Source organism: Streptosporangium sp. NPDC051023, from assembly GCF_040689595.1.
Classification (GTDB): domain Bacteria; phylum Actinomycetota; class Actinomycetes; order Streptosporangiales; family Streptosporangiaceae; genus Streptosporangium.
Genome location: NZ_JBFBCE010000005.1, coordinates 13,965 through 30,328, shown reverse-complemented (window position 1 = coordinate 30,328; position 16,364 = coordinate 13,965). Strand labels below are relative to the sequence as shown.

Here is a 16,364-nt window from a genome sequence, read left to right as displayed (position 1 = left end):
GCTGCAGGAACTGTCGTGATCGCGGCGGGACCGCCCGGGACCTTCAGCGGAAGGAGCGGCGGTAGGCGGCCGGGGTGGTGCGCAGGGCGGTGTGGAAGCGGCGGCGGAGGTTGACCGCCGAGGAGAGACCGACGCGGGTGGCGATGGTCTCGACGGGCAGGTCGGTCTCCTCCAGCAGGGCGCGGGTGGCGGCCAGGCGGCGTTCCAGCAGCCAGCGGGCGGGTGGGATGCCGAGCTGGTCGGCGAACTGGCGGGTGAGGGTGCGGGGGGAGACGCCCGAGTAGGCGGCCATGTCCTCGACGGTGGTCTGGTCGGGCAGGCGCGACAGGATCCATTCGAGCAGGGGGGCCAGGGAGTCTGGCATGGGGCCGGTGGTGGGAAGGGGAGGGTACTGGCGCTGGCAGCCCTCGCGGTGCGGACCGGCGGCGAGCTGTCGGCCGATGCGCATGGCGTGGGCCGCGCCGTACTCCTGGAGGACCTGGTGAAGGCAGAGGTCGAGGGTGGCGGCCGAGGCTCCGGCGGTGGCGACGTCGCCGTGATCGACGTAGATCACGGTGTCGTCGGGGATGACGCGGGGGTGGCGGGCGGCGAGTTCGCCGGAGAGTTCCCAGTGGACGGAGGCGCGGCGGCCGTCCAGGAGGCCCAGGGCGGCGGGGATGAAGATTCCGGCGCAGACGGCGACGATGCGGGCGCCTCGGGCATGGGCTTGGGACACCGCGTGGAGTACGGCGGGCGAGGGGGTGAGGGTCCAGCTCCAGCCCGCGATGACCACGGTGTCGGCGTCGTCGAGGGCTTCGAGGCCGCTGTCCACCTGGATGGGGATGCCGAGGGTGCTGGGGAGGGAGCCTGGGTGTTCGGCGCACAGGCTGAAGCTGTAGTGCTGGGGGATGTCGGGGCCGTGGTAGCCGAAGACGGCTGAGGCGGAGGTGACCGGGTAGAGCTCCTGGTCCGGGGCGACCAAGGCGACCACGCGATGCGGGCTGAGGGGCGTCGGGGGCGTTTCCGGGCAGTCCAGGGGCATGACGCAAATGTACCCAATGATGTCATTTGGGACACCGGTGCTCTGATCTGGAAAAATCCAGAATTGGGGCTTATGTGGACGAGGAACTTCACCCTCTACTTCGGTGCCCGCACGATCTCACTGCTCGGTGACGCGATGATGCCCGTCGCCTCGGCGCTGGCGATCGGAAAAGTCTATGGAATCGCGGGTGTCGGCTACGTGCTCGCGATCTGGACCACGTCGGCTGTGCTGGTCATGTTGTTCGGCGGGGTTTTCGCCGACCGGATCGGCGCCCGGCGCTTGATGATCGGCGCGGATATCCTCAGGGTCGTCACCCAGGGGTGTGTGGCCGTCGCCTTCCTGGACGGTGCTCCGCCGTTCGCCCTGTTGCTGGCGATGGCGTTCTTGTCGGGCATAGGCGCCGGGACGTTCGAACCGTGCGTCAACGGCATGGTCCCCCTGGTCGCCAAAGATCCGCAGCGGGCCAACGCGACACTGAAGATCGCCGAGGCGGTCACCCAGCTGGCGGGTCCCGCACTGGCTGGAGTCCTCATCGTCGTCGCCGGGCCGGTCTTCGTCTACACGGTGGACGCCGCGACGTTCCTCGTCAGCGGGGTGTGCCTGCTTCTGGTCCGGGTCACCGTACCCAGGCCGGAGCCCTCCAACGTGCTGAGCGACCTGCGCAGAGGCTGGGAGGAGTTCAAGGCCAGGACCTGGATGTGGTCGGTCATCCTGGTCTGGGTGTTCTGGGGCGTTCTGGTGGTCGGGCCGTACGTGCCGCTGTCGTCGCAGGTCATCGGGGCCGACTACGGCTGGGTGATGACGGCACTCGGCCTCGGCACCGTGCTGGGCGGACTGGTGGCGATCAGGCTCAGGCCGCGCAGACCGCTGGCGGCCGGGGCGATGGCACTGAGCGGATACGTGGCGGTGCCGCTGACGGTCGCGCTCGGGCTACCGCTGCCGCTGCTGATGGCCGGGCACCTGCTCGGGGGGTACGCGTTGGCGTTCTGGTCGGTGATGTGGTCGACCAGCGTGCAGACGCAGGTCGCGCCGGACGTGGTGAACCGGGTCAACGCCTACCAGGTGGCCGGATCGGTCTCGGGCATGGCGGTCGGGCAGGCGCTGGCCGGTCCGGTCGCCGAGCTGGTCGAACCGCGCGCCTTCATGCTGGGGTCGGCCCTGGTGACGGTCGGCGTGGCGGCGGCGCTGCTGTTGATCAAGCCGGTCAGACGGCTGGGCCGAGAACCTCAGGAGGCCGGAGGCCAGTCGATCTCGGTCTCGGCCGGTTTGTCGGCGTAGTTCGGTTTGGATGCTTCCCGCCGGTGCACCAGCTCATACACCTCCCGGTACCGTTTGGTCCCTTCGTACGCCATGACCTGCAGTGCCGGGTCGACGCCGGTCACGATTTCGTGCACCGCCCCATACCCAGGCCTGGGCCGGCCACGCTGACGGCCTGCCGATGGATCTTCGCGATCGTCGAACGGGGCAGTTTGAGCGCCAGCCCTTCGATGAAAGCGATCAGTTCGTCGGGCAGCCTGCGGCGCCCCTTGTCGGAGCGGCTGGTCAGGGCGAGGCCAGTGCCTCTGCCGGGGCCAGGTGGCTGGCACGGACGGCGGGGTAGAGCCCGGCCAGGCTGCCGATCACCAGGGTGGCGACCAGAGCGCCAGCCGGCGCCCAGACGGGGATCATCATCGGCAGGGCCTGGATGGCCGCGTACACACCGGTCACCGCGGCGCCCAGGAACAGGCCGCCGAGACCGCCAAGGCCGGACAGCAGCAGCGCCTCGGTCAGGAACTGGACGCGGATCTGCCCCTGCGTAGCGCCGAGTGACCGGCGCAGTCCGATCTCGGCCTTGCGTTCCAGGACCGAGATGACCATGGTGTTGGCCACGCCCACGCCCCCGACGACCAGGGCGACCGCGCCGAGGCCAAGCAGCAGGCCGGTCAGCGCCCGGTTTGTCGCCTGGCGAGCGGCGAGCGCGTCGGATGGCCTGGACACGTTCACCTCGCCGGGCACCTGCGGTTTGGCGGTGGCGGCCAGCACGGCGCGCACCGTTTCCACGGCCGAGTCCTCGGTGCGGGTGTAGATCGTGGTCGGATACCCGTCGAACGACAGGTACCTTGCGGCAGCGGGCCAGCCGATCAGCGCGGAGGAGTCCAACTCCGGCGCGAGCGGCGCCGCGTCCAGCAAGCCGATAACGGTGAACCAGTGTCCGCTCACGTACACCTGCCGTCCCAGCGCCGTGACGCCCAGCCGTTCGGCCGCCGTCGAGCCGAGCACGACGGCGGGGTAGCGGGCCGTCGCGGCGTTGAGCCAGGTGCCTCGCGCCACGGTCGCCCCGATGAGATCGGGGACGGTGAGCTCTGTGGCGACGACGGCGATGCCGCCGCTCTCGGCGGCGGGGATCCGATCGTTGCGGTACACGTGTGCGTCGGACAGCAGCGCGGTGGCGGCGGCACCTGTCACCGGGCCGATCCTGCGGATCATGGCCGCCGCTTCCTGCGGCAGCTGCGCCTGCTTCCCGAAGACGGTCTGGCCCGGCGCGACCGTGAGCAGGTTGGTGCCGAGCCTGGCCAGGGTCCTGTCCAGCTCGGCTCTGCTGGAAGCGGAGATCCCGACGACCGACACCATCGCGGCGATCCCGATGGCGATACCGAGGGCCGACAGGAGGGCTCGCAGCGGCCGGGTGCGCAGCCCGGCACCGCCCACCCTGATCACGTCCCTGGCCAACAGCGCCGTCATGGCAGCACCCGCCCGTCCCGCATGCGCACCTGCCTGGGCAGGGCGTGCGCGATCTCCAGGTCGTGCGTGATCACCACGATCGTGGTCCCTGACGCGTTCAGCTCCCGTAGCAGCGCGAGCACGCCCGCGCCCGCCGCCGAGTCGAGGTTGCCCGTCGGCTCGTCGGCCAGCAGCAAGACAGGCCTGCGCACGGCCGCCCTGGCGATGGCCACACGCTGCCGTTCGCCGCCGGACAGCTCGTGCGGCCGGTGCCGTACGCGATGGCCGAGGCCCACCTGGTCGAGCGCCTTCAGCGCTCGGGCACGCCGCTGCCCGAGCGGCACCCCCGCATACAGCAGCCCGTCGGCCACGTTGTCCAGCGCCGACGCCCCTGTGGTCAGGTGGAACTGCTGGAACACGAAACCGATCCTGGTGGCCCGCAGCTCCGACAGGGCACGGTCTGGCAGCGCGGCCACGTCCCGGCCGTCGAGGTGCACCCGACCGCTGGTCGGCCGGTCCAAGGTGCCGAGGACGTGCAACATGGTGGACTTACCCGACCCGGACGGCCCGACGATGGCCAGGAGCTCACCCTCCTCGATCTCCAGCCAGACGTCATCCAGCGCGATGACACCACCGGGGTAGGCCTTGGTGACACCCTCGAGCCGCGCGATCATGTCGGCATCCCCACCTTCAGGCCGACGCTGAGTCCCTGTCCTGACACCTCGACACGCCCGCCGGCGAACAGCCCCGTCCGGACCGGAACGATCCGGCCGTCCGCGAGCTCGACGCCGTACCCGCCCTCGGACAGTGCCAGGAGCGCCGCGACCGGCACCGTGAGGATGCCCTTGCGCACTTCGGAGACGAGCGTCACATCGACCGCCGCCCGGTCGTAGCCGATGGCCCCGATCGCCACGGTCAGCTCCACTTCCGTGGTCGTGCCTCCCCGATCGGAATTGACCACGAACTGCGCGGTCGCGACCTTTCCCTGGACCTGCTCGCCGGCCGGTGTCTTGACCGTCGCCATCGCGCCGATCTTGGCCAGCTGGTATTCGCTCTCGTCCAGCCGTACGGTGACCAAGTGCTCGGTCCCGGTGACAGTCAGGAGCGGAGAGCCCGGATGGACGAGCGTCCCAGGCCCTGAGCTCTGGTCGTTGACGCGGATGGCGTCCGGCTGGAAGACGACTCGGCCGAGCTCGACCATGCCGGTCTGCTTGACGCCGATGTCCTTCTGCCACTTGCGTACGGCCTGCGCGGTCTCCCTGCCGAATACGTCGTCGACGGTGAAACCGCGATAGCCGAGCTCGCGCAGGTTCTCTTCCAGCTGCCGGACGTCGGCCCCTCGCACGCCGGACCGCAGCGTCCGGTAGGCAGGCACCTTGCCGTATAAGAGCACGGTGGGGACCTGGTCGACCTTGAGCAGCACGCCACCACGACGGACCGTCGAGCCGACGGCGGGAAGTGCGGTGACCGTGCCGGGAGCGGCCGCGGCGAGCGGCCGCTCCCGGCCGTAGCCCACGATCCCCGTGGCCGTCGTGGTGTCGGCCAGGTCCTGCTTGGTGACCTCGGCGACGGCGGCGGGCACGAGGTCGCGGGCGGCCGGTTCGTCTCCGCGCCCGCCGAGCACGATCACCGCGGTGGTGGCGCAGCCCGCCGCAAGGATCAGCAACCCGGCCGCGAGTCGGCCGGTCATGCCGCGCGGCACTTTTCCATGGCGGCCTTGAACTTCGGGTCGTCAGGGCTGGCTCCGAGGGCTCCGACATCCAGCTTGATCTTTCCGCTGGGGTCGGGGTCAGGGAACGTGGGGTATCCGTTCTCGCGCATGCACTTCGCCTGCTTGCGCGCGCTGTCGAGATCTTGCGGGCTCAGCTTGCCTCCCTGTCCGCCGGGGAGGAGGTGACCGCACTTGGCCATCGCAGCGTCCATCTTCTTCTTCTCTGCGATGTCGCTGTTGACCTGGAAGCGGCCGTTGGTCGGGTCCTTGATGTCGATGCCTTCACCTCGCATGCACCGGGCGAAGGCCAACTCTCCGTCACCGGCGGCCGAAGGGCTCGCGGCCACGCTCGCCGTGACACCGCTCGCGGTGGCGACCCTGGGCTCGGGTTGGGCGCCGCAGGCAGTAAGGGGGAGACCCACGGCGAGGAGCGTGATCAGCGTCTTCGTCTTCATGGACCCGGAGTTCATCGCAGAGCCGATTACCGTGGCGTTAGCGCGAACGTTAACCGTGGCGATACACACAACCGGATAGAACTTCTGAGCATGCGTGTTCTGATCGTTGAGGACGAACCGGTGCTGGCCGACGGCATCGCCGAGTGGCTGCGTCGCGACGCGCTGGCCGTTGACGTGGTCAACGACGGCGGCTCGGCGCTGGAGCGGTTGGAAGTGAACGACTACGACGTGGTCATCCTTGACCGTGATCTTCCTGCCGTCCATGGCGACGACGTGTGCCGGTCGATTGTGGAGTCGACCTCACGAACCCGCGTCCTCATGCTGACCGCTGCTGCGGCCGTACGGGATCGGGTGGCGGGCCTCCAGCTCGGCGCTGACGACTACCTTTCCAAGCCGTTCGCACTGGCCGAGTTGTCGGCCAGAGTGCTGGCGCTGCTGCGGCGCACCGGGCCCGTCACGCCTCCGGTCCTCAGCCGCCGTGGCCTCAGGATGGATCTGGCCAGGCGGGAGGTTTATCGCGACGGGCGTTACGTCGCGTTGTCGCGCAAGGAATTCGCGGTGCTCGCCGAGTTGCTGCGCGCCGACGGTGCAGTGGTTTCGGCCGAGGACCTGCTGGAGCGGGCCTGGGATGAGCACACCGACCCGTTCACCGGCGTCGTGCGGGTGACGATTCTGAAGCTGCGCCGCAAGCTGGAGGTCCCCGTGATCGACACCATTCCTGGAGTCGGGTACCGCATCGCATGAAGAAGCTCACGATCAGGACCAGACTGACCCTGGTATACGCGGTGTTCTTCCTGGTGGGCGGAGTGGTGCTGCTCGGCGTCACGACCCTGCTGGTGTCCCAGCAGGTGCCCTCGGCCATCAGCGGCAAGCACATCCTGTCGTCCACACCGTCTGGACCGCCGATGGACGAGGGCCGACAAATGCTGAGCGAACGGATCCGCACGGCGACCACCACCTCCCTGATATCGCAGGGCGCGATCGGGTTGCTGCTGGTCGGCGCAGCCTCGGTCGGGTTCGGCTGGCTGGTGGCGGGCCGCGCGCTACAGCCCCTGCACCGCGTCACCGAGACCGCGCAGCGGCTGGCCGTGGGCGCGGGGCGGGGACTGCACGAACGGATCGTCATGGACGGCCCGCAAGACGAGGTACGCGACCTGGCCGACGCCTTCAACCTGATGGTGGAGCAACTGGACGCGGCCTTCGACGGACAGCGCAGGCTGGTCGCCAATGCCTCGCACGAGTTGCGCACCCCGCTGGCCATGAACAGGACGCTGGTGGAGCTCGCGGTCAGCAGGCCGGGCGCCTCGGAGGACTGCATCCAGCTCGGCACGTCGTTGCAGACCGTCAACGAACGGCACGAACGGCTGATAGACGGCCTGCTCACACTGGCCGACTCCGAACACGGCATCACCGAGCGCACCCCCGTCGACCTGGCCGACATCGCCGGCCACGTCTGCGACCAGCTCGGCGTGCCCTGCGACGGCGCGGCCACCGCGATCACCAGAGGTGATCCGATCCTGCTTGAACGGCTGGTGCAGAACCTGGCCGAGAACGCCGTCGAGCACAATGTGCCCTCCGGGTTCGTCTCTGTGACCACGGAGACTGCCGGCGAGTACGCGGTGCTGACCGTGGTCAACTCGGGGCCTGTCGTGCCGTACTACGAGATCGAGTCGCTGTTCCAGCCGTTCCGGCGGCTCAACCGCGAGCGTACCGGCGGCGGGAGGGGATTCGGCCTCGGCCTGTCCATCGTGCGCTCCATCGCCCGCGGCCACGGCGGCTCGGTGACGGCCGTCCCTCGCGACGGCGGCGGCCTGGTGGTGACCGTACGATTGCCGGGCCCAGGCACCGCCTCACCGCGAGGGGCCGTGTGATGCACTCGGCCGGCTATCTACCGACCGAGCTATCCGATTGCCCGAGCTCCGGGAATGTCGTCCTTTGAGCGTCGGCAAACGATGGAGGTCTCAAAGGATCAACGCATCACCGCTGTTCAGGATCTCAGCGTAGACCTCCGCCGGGCTGCGGTAGCCGTGGATCCTCCGAGGGCGGTCGTTGGGCTTGGCGGCGATGACATCCAGGTCCGCTTGCGTAAAGGCGCGCAGATCGGCGTTCTTGGCTAGATACTGGCGCAGCAGCCGGTTAGGGTACGCGCGAACCCAGCACGCACCAGGGCACGTTGGGGCCCGTCCGGGTGGCCCCGATGCCCAGCCGACTCAGCGGCGGTAGGCCCAGATCAGACCGTTGCGGCCGGAAGGTGCCGCGCCGACCGCCCAGACGGAACCGCTCTCCGGCTGGATGGCGAGGTCACGAACGGACGCGCTCTGGTTCGGCGGAACCGGAAAGACGCCCGGCTCGACACTGTCGGCGCCGATGTGCAGAAACCCGCTGCCTCCGCCCTTGGCGTCGTAGACGACCCAGGCCCCGCCTCTGCCGTCGGGCTCCGCCTGGGCGCGCGGCTGGAGACCCGGTTCACCCCGGACCTCGACGTTCCAGCCGCCCAGATAGCTGGACAGCAGCAAAGTCTCACCGCAGAAGGAGGGCTTCGCACCGCCGCACGGCCAGGCGACCCAGCCGACGGCCATCACCCGGCCGGTCTCACCGTCGACCGCGACATCCGTCAGCTCCGAGATCTGGCCCGAGTGCGCGGACGGAATCGCCGGAAGTGCGACCGCGCGCCAGGCCGTGCCGGTCCAGCGGGCCAGAGCCGCCGTGCCCCGCACCGAGCCCGCCGCCCACTTACCGTCGAGTCCTTTGACCACGATCGGCGTGGGGACCCTGCGCCACACCGACCCGTCCAGACGCCGCAGCGTGGACCGCGCCTTCCACCCGGCGCTACCGGCCGACGGGAACACGCTGGCGTTCTCGATGACCCACAGGTTCCTGCCGATGGCGTATGCCCGATCCACCCGGCCGTAGCGCCATGGCTTGACCTCCCAGCGCTTGCCGTCCCACCGGGCGTATCGCGACGCGCCGAACGCCCAGACCCTGGTGTCGGACGCCGACGTCAGCCGCTTCACCCGGAAGCCCGGCCCGGTGACACTTTTGAAGGTGGACCGGCCGCCCTTCAACAGGAGCGATTCGGCGCCGGTCGATCCGTGATCCGGGCGCCTCGTCCCGGCGACCCAGACCGCTCCACCCGGCGTCACCGTCACCGCGTCGTAGGAGTCGCGGCGGTCGTTGTGGACGACACCCCACTGACCGGCCGGCGCCACGGCGTGGGCGGCGGTCGGCCCTGTGGCGACGAGAAAGGCGACGGCTGCAGCGGTGCCGCGAAACAGTAATCCCATAAGGGTGAGACGCGCCTTCCGGAGGAAAAGTTGGCATGCCGGCGGGGCATGGGCCGGCGAGATCCGACCATCGGATCCAGCGCGGGAAGCGCGAAGTGCTCCGGAAAGGTGGCCCTACAGCGTCCTCAGCGTGGCGGCGACGCCCGGCCGGTGCGTGAGCGCTCACACTCGTCTCGATCGCCGGCGAGGCGTAAACCACCATCGGACGGAGACCGAATATGCGGCCTCGGTCGAGCGCCCACGACCTTGGAGATAAAGGGTCTGCTTATAACCTGATTACAGGTCAACTGTCATGCAGACGGGTTGACACACTACGGCTGCGCCCGGGTTGACGCCGCAGCGCAAGATTCAGCCTGGCAGATCAATATCTTCAGAGCCGTGAGCAGCCGCACGACTGGAGCCCCGGAGTTTCACACAGGCGCCAGGCTTCGAATATCGGTCCCCTGATAGATCAGTTTCTCTCATGCCAACGAAATCTGCGGCATCGTAGAAGTCGTGCGGCATATTTTCCCCTCCTGGCGCTCGGGGTTCACTCTGCTCCTACAGCGACCGCCACGCCGATCAGCGCCCACAGATCCTCTGGACACTGCGGACGTGGCAGGATCACCGTCCGCGTCGCTCTCCACCCCTCCCGAATGGGACGCCACACAGCTCGCCGTGGCCGAGTACACCAGCTTACGTTCGGAGATCGTCAGCCTCACAGGATTGCAATCTCAGATCACGGCTGTGGTGACAGTGGCCTTCGGCGCCGTGCTGACGGCAGGCTTTCAAGTCCGCAACGCGGCCATCATCCTGATCTACCCATTACTGTCAATGGTCCTGGGAATCAGCTGGCTTTTCAAAGCCCATTTGATCACCCGTCTCGCGGCATATATCCGGGACAAGGTCGAAGATCGAGTCGGTCTGCAGAACATGGGCTGGGAGCATTACGTCCAGGACCACTCCCTGCCCAGTGGGCGGTTTGCCTACTGGGGCTTCCGCTCGATCTTCCCGGTGACCTCGATAATCGCGGTCGGTACAAGCTTGGCCGTACCCAGCCAGGGAGCGACCATGGTCGTCCTCTACGGCCTGGCCGTTGTCGTCACTCTCGCCACCATCGCGACGTTCGTCCTGTGGCGAGAACCGTCTCCAGAACTCCGGGGCAGGGCTCGTCCAACGAATCCCTCTACGTAGCCCGCACCGGCGCCCTGCCACGTCACCGATGTCTCCGGCCGTGGTCGTCCGGTGGCGCTCAGGCCGCTGAATGACGGCGATCCGCCGGACAACCCCCAAGGTGATCCGGAACGAGCCGGTGGTGTCGGTAGTGCGCTGCTCCTGGACACCGCCCACGATCGCGGTGTCACCGTAGAACCGTATCTACCGTTCATGAATCCGGGAGTGGTGGTTCCGCGGAACACCTGTCTGGTCAGGTGCCCGGTCGATAGACTCGTACAGAAGCTGGCGGCCTGCTCTCATCCAACGGGTTGCGCCGCGCTCTTCCAGCCACCGGGACCGCCGGACTATCGTGGACGCCGCGCGCGCAGATCTCCGCGATCTTTCAGATTTTCTGAAAGGTCTCCTGCAGAACTCCTCGATGGACGCGCGCTCTCGCCCGCCAACAGACTCCCTTCCTGAGATCCAAGCAGCGGACCCGGCCGATCGGGACCGCCTCACAGGAAGCGCGATCTATGGCGAATCGATCCCGGAGAATGGTGCCCGCAGGGCTCGCGCTCGTCCTGGCCCTCGTGACGGCGGGCTGCAACGCGAACTCGCAGTCCACCGAGCCGACGAAGGACAAGAACACGACGGCGCGCGCGTCCGTGTCCCAGGGCGGGACCCTGCACTACCTCTCGCGGCGCGCGACCGAGTCCTTCGAGACCGCCAACGCGCAGATGGTGCCGACCAGCCGGCTGCGGTGGGTGCACCGCGGGCTGACGTCGTGGCGGACGTTCCCGGACAAGGACACGATCCTCGTGCCGGACCTCGCCACCGACACCGGGACGACGAACGACGACGGCAAGACGTGGACCTTCACGCTGCAGGAGGGCCTGAAGTTCTCCGACGGCAGCCCGATCACCGCGCAGGACGTGAAGTACGGCATCGAGCGGTCGTTCGCGCCGATGTTCCAGGGCGGCCTCGGCTACCACAAGACGCTACTGGTCGGCGGCACCGACTATGACGGCCCGTACGACGGCAAGAAGCTCGACTCCATCGAGGTCGTCGACGACCACAAGATCGTCTTCCACCTGACGCGTTCGTTCGGCAACTGGCCGTGGATCGTCAGCATGCCGGCCTTCGCGCCGGTGCCGGCCACGGCCGACACCAAGCCGGAGACGTACGGCGAGCACCCGGTCGCCAGCGGCCCGTACCAGGTGACGAGCTTCCGCAAGGGCTCGCAGGCGGTGCTGGAGCGCAACCCGAACTGGAAGGCCGACACCGACCAGGCGCGGTTCGCCGGCCCGGACAAGATCGTCCTCGACATGGGCCTGAACAACGACACGATCGTGCAGCGCCTCATCGACGACAAGGGCGAGGACAAGACCGCGATCAGCAACGCGCTCATCTCGCCGTCGCAGTTCCAGCGGATCGAGTCCGACCCGTCGATCTCCAACCGCATGGCCAACAGCCCGTCGGGCTACTTCCGCTACCTCGCCATGAACGTCAAGCGCCCGGGCCTCTCCGACGTCCGCGTGCGGCAGGCGATCAACTACGCGATCAACAAGGCCGAGTTGCAGAGCGTGTACGGCGGCCCGAAGTTCGGCGGCCAGATCACCTCGACCATCATGACACCCGGCATCCCCGGCTACACCGAGTACAACCTGTACGACGGCGGTGACACCGGCAACGTCGACAAGGCGAAGGAACTGCTCGCCGACGCCGGCGTCTCCGACCTGAAGTTCACGCTGACCTACCCGACCGACGTGAGCGCGATCGAGGAGAAGGAAGCCCAGAGCATCAAGAACTCGCTGGCGCGGATCGGCGTCAAGGTCGAGCTCAAGGGCCTCGACGGCGACACCTGGTACGAGCTCATCTCGTCCGCCGACGGCGACTACGACATGACGACGAACGGCTGGGGAGCGGACTTCCCGAGCGGCATGAGCACCATCCAGCCGCTGTTCGCGTCGAGTGAGATCGACAACGGCGGCGGCAACGCCTCGAAGTTCTCCAACCCCGAGGTGGACGCCGCGATCGACGCCGCGACCGCGGAACCGGACCTCGACAAGGCCGCCAAGATGTGGGCCGCGATTGACAAGCAGATCATGCAGGACGCCCCGATCGTGCCGATCCTCGTGCAGCGCACGCAGGCCCTGGCCGGCTCGAAGATCCTGAACTACTTCATCCCCGCCTACCCGCCGTTCGCGAACGAGCTGGTCGCCGGTGTCGATCACTGAGATCCAGCAGGCGGAGGACCGGGGTACGTCGGTCCTCCGCCGCTTCCTCCGGAAGCGGTCCGGCGTCGCCGGCCTGGTCATGCTGGTCGTGCCGCTCGTCGCGGGACTCTGCGCCCCGCTGCTCGTGCAGATCGAGGGACAGGACCCGAGCACCTTGCACACCGACCTGCTCGACCCGGACGGCGGCCGTCCGCTGGGCGTCTTCGGTGGCGTCAGCGCCGACCACTGGCTCGGCGTCGTCCCGGTGACGGGCGTCGACCTGTTCGCCCAGATCGTCTACGGCATTCGCTCGTCGCTGTTCATCGCGTTCGGGGCGAGCATCCTGTCGATCGCCTTCGCCGCCGTCCTCGGTACGGCGATCGGGTACTTCGGCGGCTGGTTCAACGCCGTCGCGGGGCGGGTGATCGACTTCATGTTCGGCTTCCCGGGCCTGATGTTCGTCATCGCGATCATGGCGATCGTGCCGCCGGAGATGCCACGGGGCCTGGTCCTCGTGCTGGTACTGGCCTTCTTCGGCTGGACCGTTCCGGCCCGGATCATCGGCGCCCAGGCCGGCGCCATCAACGCCCGCGCCTTCGTCGAGGCGGCGCGCGCGACCGGGGCTCCGCCCTGGCAGATCATCCGCCGCGAGATGCTGCCGCACCTCTTCGGCCTGGTCGTCGTCCTGTTCGCGATGTCGCTGCCCGGCAACGTCAGCGTCGTCGCGGGACTGTCGTTCCTCGGCGTCGGCCTGCGTGGCGACGTCCCCGACCTCGGCAAGCTGCTCTCGGACTCGCTGCCGTGGATCTACAGCGGTGCGGACGTCTGGTACATGCTCTTCCCGGGCGCCGTGGTGTTCCTGATCGTATTCGGCGCCACGCTCGCCGGCGACGCGCTCCGCGACGTCCTCGACGTGCGCACGGAGGATGCTGCATGATCGTCTACATCGCCCGCCGCATGGTCACCGCGGTGTTCATGCTCCTCGCGATCGCCTTCGTGACGATAGCCCTCTTCTTCGGGGCCTCGAAGGACCCGGCCCGCGCCATGTGCGGCAAGCCGTGCCCGCCCGAGACCCGGGCCAAGGTCAGCGCCTACATGCAGACCGACCAGAGCGCGCTGTGGCAGTACACCGAGTTCGTGAAGGGCCTCTTCGTCGGCCGTACGTACGGCAAGGGCGCCCAGCAGGTGCACTGCCAGGCGCCCTGCTTCGGCTACTCGTTCCCGAACCGCAGCGACGTCACGACGCTCATCGCCGAGCGGCTGCCCGTCACGTTGTCGCTCGCGTTCGGCGCGGCCGTCCTGTGCCTCGTCGTGGGCATCGGCCTCGGCGCGTTGTCGGCGATACGCAAGGGCGGGATCGTCGACCGGTTCTCGACCGGCTTCGCGATGTTCGGGTTGTCGGTGCCGACCTTCCTCGTCGGCCTGCTCGTCGTCCAGGTCTTCGGCTTCATGCTCAACGCGCTGCCGTACTCCGGCTTCGTGTCGTTCTCGGAGTCACCGGCGGACTGGGCCTGGCACCTGATCGGCCCGTGGATGGTGCTGTCGTTCATCCTCGCCGCCGGCTACATCCGGGTCACCCGCACCCAGCTCCTCAACGAGCTCTCGGCCGACCACCTCGTCGCGATGACCGCGCGCGGCGCGTCGGCCCGGCAGGTGAACCGGCACGCCGTCCGCGGCGTGATGGTGCCGGTCGTGGCGATGTTCGCGCTCGACGTCACCGCGCTCCTGGGCGGGTCGGTGATCGCGGAGAAGGTGTTCAGCCTGCACGGGCTCGGCGACCTGCTGCTGTCCGGCGTGAACGAGTCCGACCTGAGCATCGTCGTCGGGGTGACGCTCTTCTCCGCCTTCCTCATCATCGTCGGCAACCTGATCGCCGACCTGCTGATGCCGCTTCTCGATCCGAGGATCCGCCGTGCCTGACCCCGTACTCCAGGTCGAGGACCTGTGCGTCTCGTTCACCAGCGGCGGCGTCACCGCCGATGTCGTCCGGGGCCTCTCCGTGAGGCTGGACGGCGGCCGCACGCTCGCCGTGGTCGGCGAGTCGGGGTCGGGCAAGACGATCACCGGCCGGGCGATCATGCGGCTGCTGCCGCGCGGGGCGAGCGCCCGGGGCCGGATCGTCGTCGCCGGGCGGGAGATGCTCTCCGCCGACGAGCGCGAGCTGCGCCGGGCCCGCGGCTCCGAGGTGGCCATGGTGTTCCAGGACTCGATGTCCGCGCTCAGCCCGTACCTCGACATCGGCGCGCACATCGCCCAGGCGGTCCGCCTGCACGACCCGTCGGTCACCCGCCGCGCCGCGCGGGCCCGTGCGGTCGAGATGCTCGACCGGGTCGGCATCCCCGAGCCCGCGGACGCCGTACGCCGCTTCCCGCACGAGTTCTCCGGCGGCATGCGGCAACGCGCGGTGATCGCGATGGCCCTGGTGAACCGGCCGGCGCTCCTCATCGCCGACGAGCCGACCACCGCGCTCGACGTGACGGTGCAGGCGCAGATCCTGGCCCTGCTCCGCGAGCTCCAGCAGGAGTACGGCATGGCGATGCTCCTGATCAGCCACGACTTCGGGGTGGTGGGGAGCGTGGCGGACGAGGTCCTCGTGCTGTACGCCGGCCGCCAGGCCGAGTACGGCAGCCTCCGCGACATCTTCGATCAGCCCGCCCACCCGTACACCGCCGGTCTCCGCGCGGCCACGCCGCGGCTGGACGCCCGACTCGACACCGGAGGGGAGCGGACCCGGCTCCGCGCCATCCCCGGCGCGCCCACGTCGCTGCGCGACGCCGGACCGGGTTGCGCCTTCGCGCCGCGCTGCGGCCTCGCGGACCAGGTCGGCGAGCGCTGTGTCGTCGAGGTACCGCTGCCCACCGTCCGCCCGACCAGCGAGGGCGGCGGCCTGCACCTTGCGGCCTGCCACCTCGATCGTCTCCCCGCACTGCAGGAGGTCACCCGGTGAGCGAGCCGATCCTGGAGATGACCGACGTCAGCAAGCGCTACCGCACCGCCGGTGGCTTCGGCCGCGGGCGCAAGGGCTTCCTCGCCGTCGACGGCGTCTCGCTCCACGTCGAGCGGGGCGAGGCGCTCGGCCTGGTCGGCGAGTCCGGCTCGGGCAAGTCCACGCTGGCGCGGATGGCCAACGGCCTGGTGGTGCCGACGTCCGGCACCGTCCGTACGGACAGGCAGGACGTCGCCTGCCTCAGTCGGCGAGGACTGCGGCGGCTGCGGCGCAACGTCGCCATGGTCTTCCAGGACCCGTTGGCGTCGCTGAACCCGCGGCAGACCGTACGGCAGACGCTGGAGAACGTCTTCCGTGCGCACGGCGAGACGACGTCGACCGCCGAGCTGGTCGCGCTGCTGGAGTCGGTCGGCCTCGGCGCCGACTACCTGGGACGCTATCCGCACGAGGCGTCCGGCGGCCAGCTCCAGCGCGTCGCCGTGGCGCGCGCGCTCGCCCTCAAACCGGACCTGATCATCGCGGACGAGCCGACCTCGGCGCTCGACGTGTCGGTGCGTGCCCAGATCCTCAACCTGCTGGCCGACCTGCAACGCGACCAGGGGATCTCATTCCTCCACGTCAGCCACGACCTGGCGGTGATCCGGCTCTACAGCGACCGCGTCGCCGTCATGCAGCGCGGCCGCATCGTCGAGACCGGCCCGTCCGACGAGATCTTCCGCTCCCCGCAGCACCCCTGCACACGCGCGCTGGTCGAGGCGACACCGGAGGCGGGGCTACCGGCCTGGTCTGCGGGAGCGTTGCACGACGCCGATCAGGCGTGCCACGATCATGACCATGACTCACCGAACGACCACCCCGTCGTGAGCCGGCCGGGGGCCGGCGCGACAGAGCACTGA

Annotated in this window: 15 protein-coding genes; 9 read left to right on the top strand and 6 right to left on the bottom strand. The window is 69.0% G+C overall.

Annotated elements, in window-relative coordinates:
- Positions 1-43: 43 nt before the first annotated feature.
- Entirely contained in the window at positions 44-1,021 is a 978-nt protein-coding gene (locus AB0395_RS04705; RefSeq protein WP_366277089.1) for a helix-turn-helix domain-containing protein, read from the bottom strand.
- Between the two features lie 72 nt (positions 1,022-1,093).
- Here AB0395_RS04705 and AB0395_RS04700 point away from each other — a divergent pair, with 72 nt between their 5' ends.
- A complete protein-coding gene (locus AB0395_RS04700; RefSeq protein WP_366277086.1) occupies positions 1,094-2,299 on the top strand; it encodes an MFS transporter in 1,206 nt (401 codons plus the stop codon).
- A 264-nt stretch (positions 2,300-2,563) separates the two neighbouring features.
- Here the strand turns inward: AB0395_RS04700 and AB0395_RS04695 are convergent, their stop codons facing one another.
- The 4 genes from AB0395_RS04695 to AB0395_RS04680 are packed head-to-tail and all read right to left on the bottom strand — an operon-like array spanning position 2,564 to position 5,887.
- Entirely contained in the window at positions 2,564-3,742 is a 1,179-nt protein-coding gene (locus AB0395_RS04695) for an ABC transporter permease (RefSeq protein WP_366277084.1), read from the bottom strand.
- A complete protein-coding gene (locus AB0395_RS04690; RefSeq protein WP_366277082.1) occupies positions 3,739-4,395 on the bottom strand; it encodes an ABC transporter ATP-binding protein in 657 nt (218 codons plus the stop codon). The genes AB0395_RS04695 and AB0395_RS04690 overlap by 4 nt, the downstream gene beginning before the upstream one ends.
- On the bottom strand, positions 4,392-5,411 hold the full coding sequence (locus AB0395_RS04685; protein WP_366277079.1) for a peptidoglycan-binding domain-containing protein: 1,020 nt from the start codon (positions 5,409-5,411) through the stop codon (positions 4,392-4,394). Before AB0395_RS04685 ends, AB0395_RS04690 begins: the two co-directional genes overlap by 4 nt.
- Positions 5,408-5,887: a hypothetical protein gene (locus AB0395_RS04680; protein ID WP_366277076.1), complete on the bottom strand. Its 480-nt coding sequence runs from the start codon at positions 5,885-5,887 to the stop codon at positions 5,408-5,410. Before AB0395_RS04680 ends, AB0395_RS04685 begins: the two co-directional genes overlap by 4 nt.
- A gap of 90 nt (positions 5,888-5,977) precedes the next feature.
- Here AB0395_RS04680 and AB0395_RS04675 point away from each other — a divergent pair, with 90 nt between their 5' ends.
- On the top strand, positions 5,978-6,631 hold the full coding sequence (locus AB0395_RS04675) for a response regulator transcription factor (protein ID WP_366277075.1): 654 nt from the start codon (positions 5,978-5,980) through the stop codon (positions 6,629-6,631).
- On the top strand, positions 6,628-7,758 hold the full coding sequence (locus AB0395_RS04670) for a HAMP domain-containing sensor histidine kinase (protein ID WP_366277073.1): 1,131 nt from the start codon (positions 6,628-6,630) through the stop codon (positions 7,756-7,758). The genes AB0395_RS04675 and AB0395_RS04670 overlap by 4 nt, the downstream gene beginning before the upstream one ends.
- Positions 7,759-8,097: 339 nt before the next feature.
- Here AB0395_RS04670 and AB0395_RS04665 read toward each other — a convergent pair whose 3' ends face one another.
- Complete coding sequence (locus tag AB0395_RS04665; protein ID WP_366277070.1) at positions 8,098-9,171, bottom strand: hypothetical protein; 1,074 nt, start codon at positions 9,169-9,171, stop codon at positions 8,098-8,100.
- A gap of 657 nt (positions 9,172-9,828) precedes the next feature.
- Here AB0395_RS04665 and AB0395_RS04660 point away from each other — a divergent pair.
- The 6 genes from AB0395_RS04660 to AB0395_RS04635 all read left to right on the top strand — a co-directional run bounded on the left by AB0395_RS04660 (position 9,829) and on the right by AB0395_RS04635 (position 16,364).
- Positions 9,829-10,344: a hypothetical protein gene (locus AB0395_RS04660; RefSeq protein ID WP_366277067.1), complete on the top strand. Its 516-nt coding sequence runs from the start codon at positions 9,829-9,831 to the stop codon at positions 10,342-10,344.
- 494 nt (positions 10,345-10,838) lie between these two features.
- Positions 10,839-12,542, top strand: coding sequence for an ABC transporter substrate-binding protein (locus AB0395_RS04655; protein ID WP_366277066.1), 1,704 nt, complete (start codon positions 10,839-10,841; stop codon positions 12,540-12,542).
- Positions 12,529-13,458, top strand: a complete 930-nt coding sequence (locus tag AB0395_RS04650; protein ID WP_366277065.1) for an ABC transporter permease — start codon at positions 12,529-12,531, stop codon at positions 13,456-13,458. The genes AB0395_RS04655 and AB0395_RS04650 overlap by 14 nt, the downstream gene beginning before the upstream one ends.
- Positions 13,455-14,441, top strand: coding sequence for an ABC transporter permease (locus AB0395_RS04645; RefSeq protein ID WP_366277062.1), 987 nt, complete (start codon positions 13,455-13,457; stop codon positions 14,439-14,441). The genes AB0395_RS04650 and AB0395_RS04645 overlap by 4 nt, the downstream gene beginning before the upstream one ends.
- Entirely contained in the window at positions 14,434-15,468 is a 1,035-nt protein-coding gene (locus tag AB0395_RS04640; protein ID WP_366277059.1) for an ABC transporter ATP-binding protein, read from the top strand. Before AB0395_RS04645 ends, AB0395_RS04640 begins: the two co-directional genes overlap by 8 nt.
- Positions 15,465-16,364, top strand: coding sequence for an ATP-binding cassette domain-containing protein (locus tag AB0395_RS04635; RefSeq protein WP_366277058.1), 900 nt, complete (start codon positions 15,465-15,467; stop codon positions 16,362-16,364). Before AB0395_RS04640 ends, AB0395_RS04635 begins: the two co-directional genes overlap by 4 nt.

What these genes read in the sequence shown, in the direction of transcription:
- AB0395_RS04685 (WP_366277079.1), bottom strand. Translation starts at nt 5,411, where the DNA reads ATGACCGGCCGACTCGCGGCCGGGTTGCTGATCCTTGCGGCGGGCTGC.
- AB0395_RS04655 (WP_366277066.1), top strand. Translation starts at nt 10,839, where the DNA reads ATGGCGAATCGATCCCGGAGAATGGTGCCCGCAGGGCTCGCGCTCGTC.
- AB0395_RS04695 (WP_366277084.1), bottom strand. Translation starts at nt 3,742, where the DNA reads ATGACGGCGCTGTTGGCCAGGGACGTGATCAGGGTGGGCGGTGCCGGG.
- AB0395_RS04700 (WP_366277086.1), top strand. Translation starts at nt 1,094, where the DNA reads ATGTGGACGAGGAACTTCACCCTCTACTTCGGTGCCCGCACGATCTCA.
- AB0395_RS04645 (WP_366277062.1), top strand. Translation starts at nt 13,455, where the DNA reads ATGATCGTCTACATCGCCCGCCGCATGGTCACCGCGGTGTTCATGCTC.
- AB0395_RS04705 (WP_366277089.1), bottom strand. Translation starts at nt 1,021, where the DNA reads ATGCCCCTGGACTGCCCGGAAACGCCCCCGACGCCCCTCAGCCCGCAT.
- AB0395_RS04680 (WP_366277076.1), bottom strand. Translation starts at nt 5,887, where the DNA reads ATGAAGACGAAGACGCTGATCACGCTCCTCGCCGTGGGTCTCCCCCTT.
- AB0395_RS04675 (WP_366277075.1), top strand. Translation starts at nt 5,978, where the DNA reads ATGCGTGTTCTGATCGTTGAGGACGAACCGGTGCTGGCCGACGGCATC.
- AB0395_RS04665 (WP_366277070.1), bottom strand. Translation starts at nt 9,171, where the DNA reads ATGGGATTACTGTTTCGCGGCACCGCTGCAGCCGTCGCCTTTCTCGTC.
- AB0395_RS04670 (WP_366277073.1), top strand. Translation starts at nt 6,628, where the DNA reads ATGAAGAAGCTCACGATCAGGACCAGACTGACCCTGGTATACGCGGTG.
- AB0395_RS04690 (WP_366277082.1), bottom strand. Translation starts at nt 4,395, where the DNA reads ATGATCGCGCGGCTCGAGGGTGTCACCAAGGCCTACCCCGGTGGTGTC.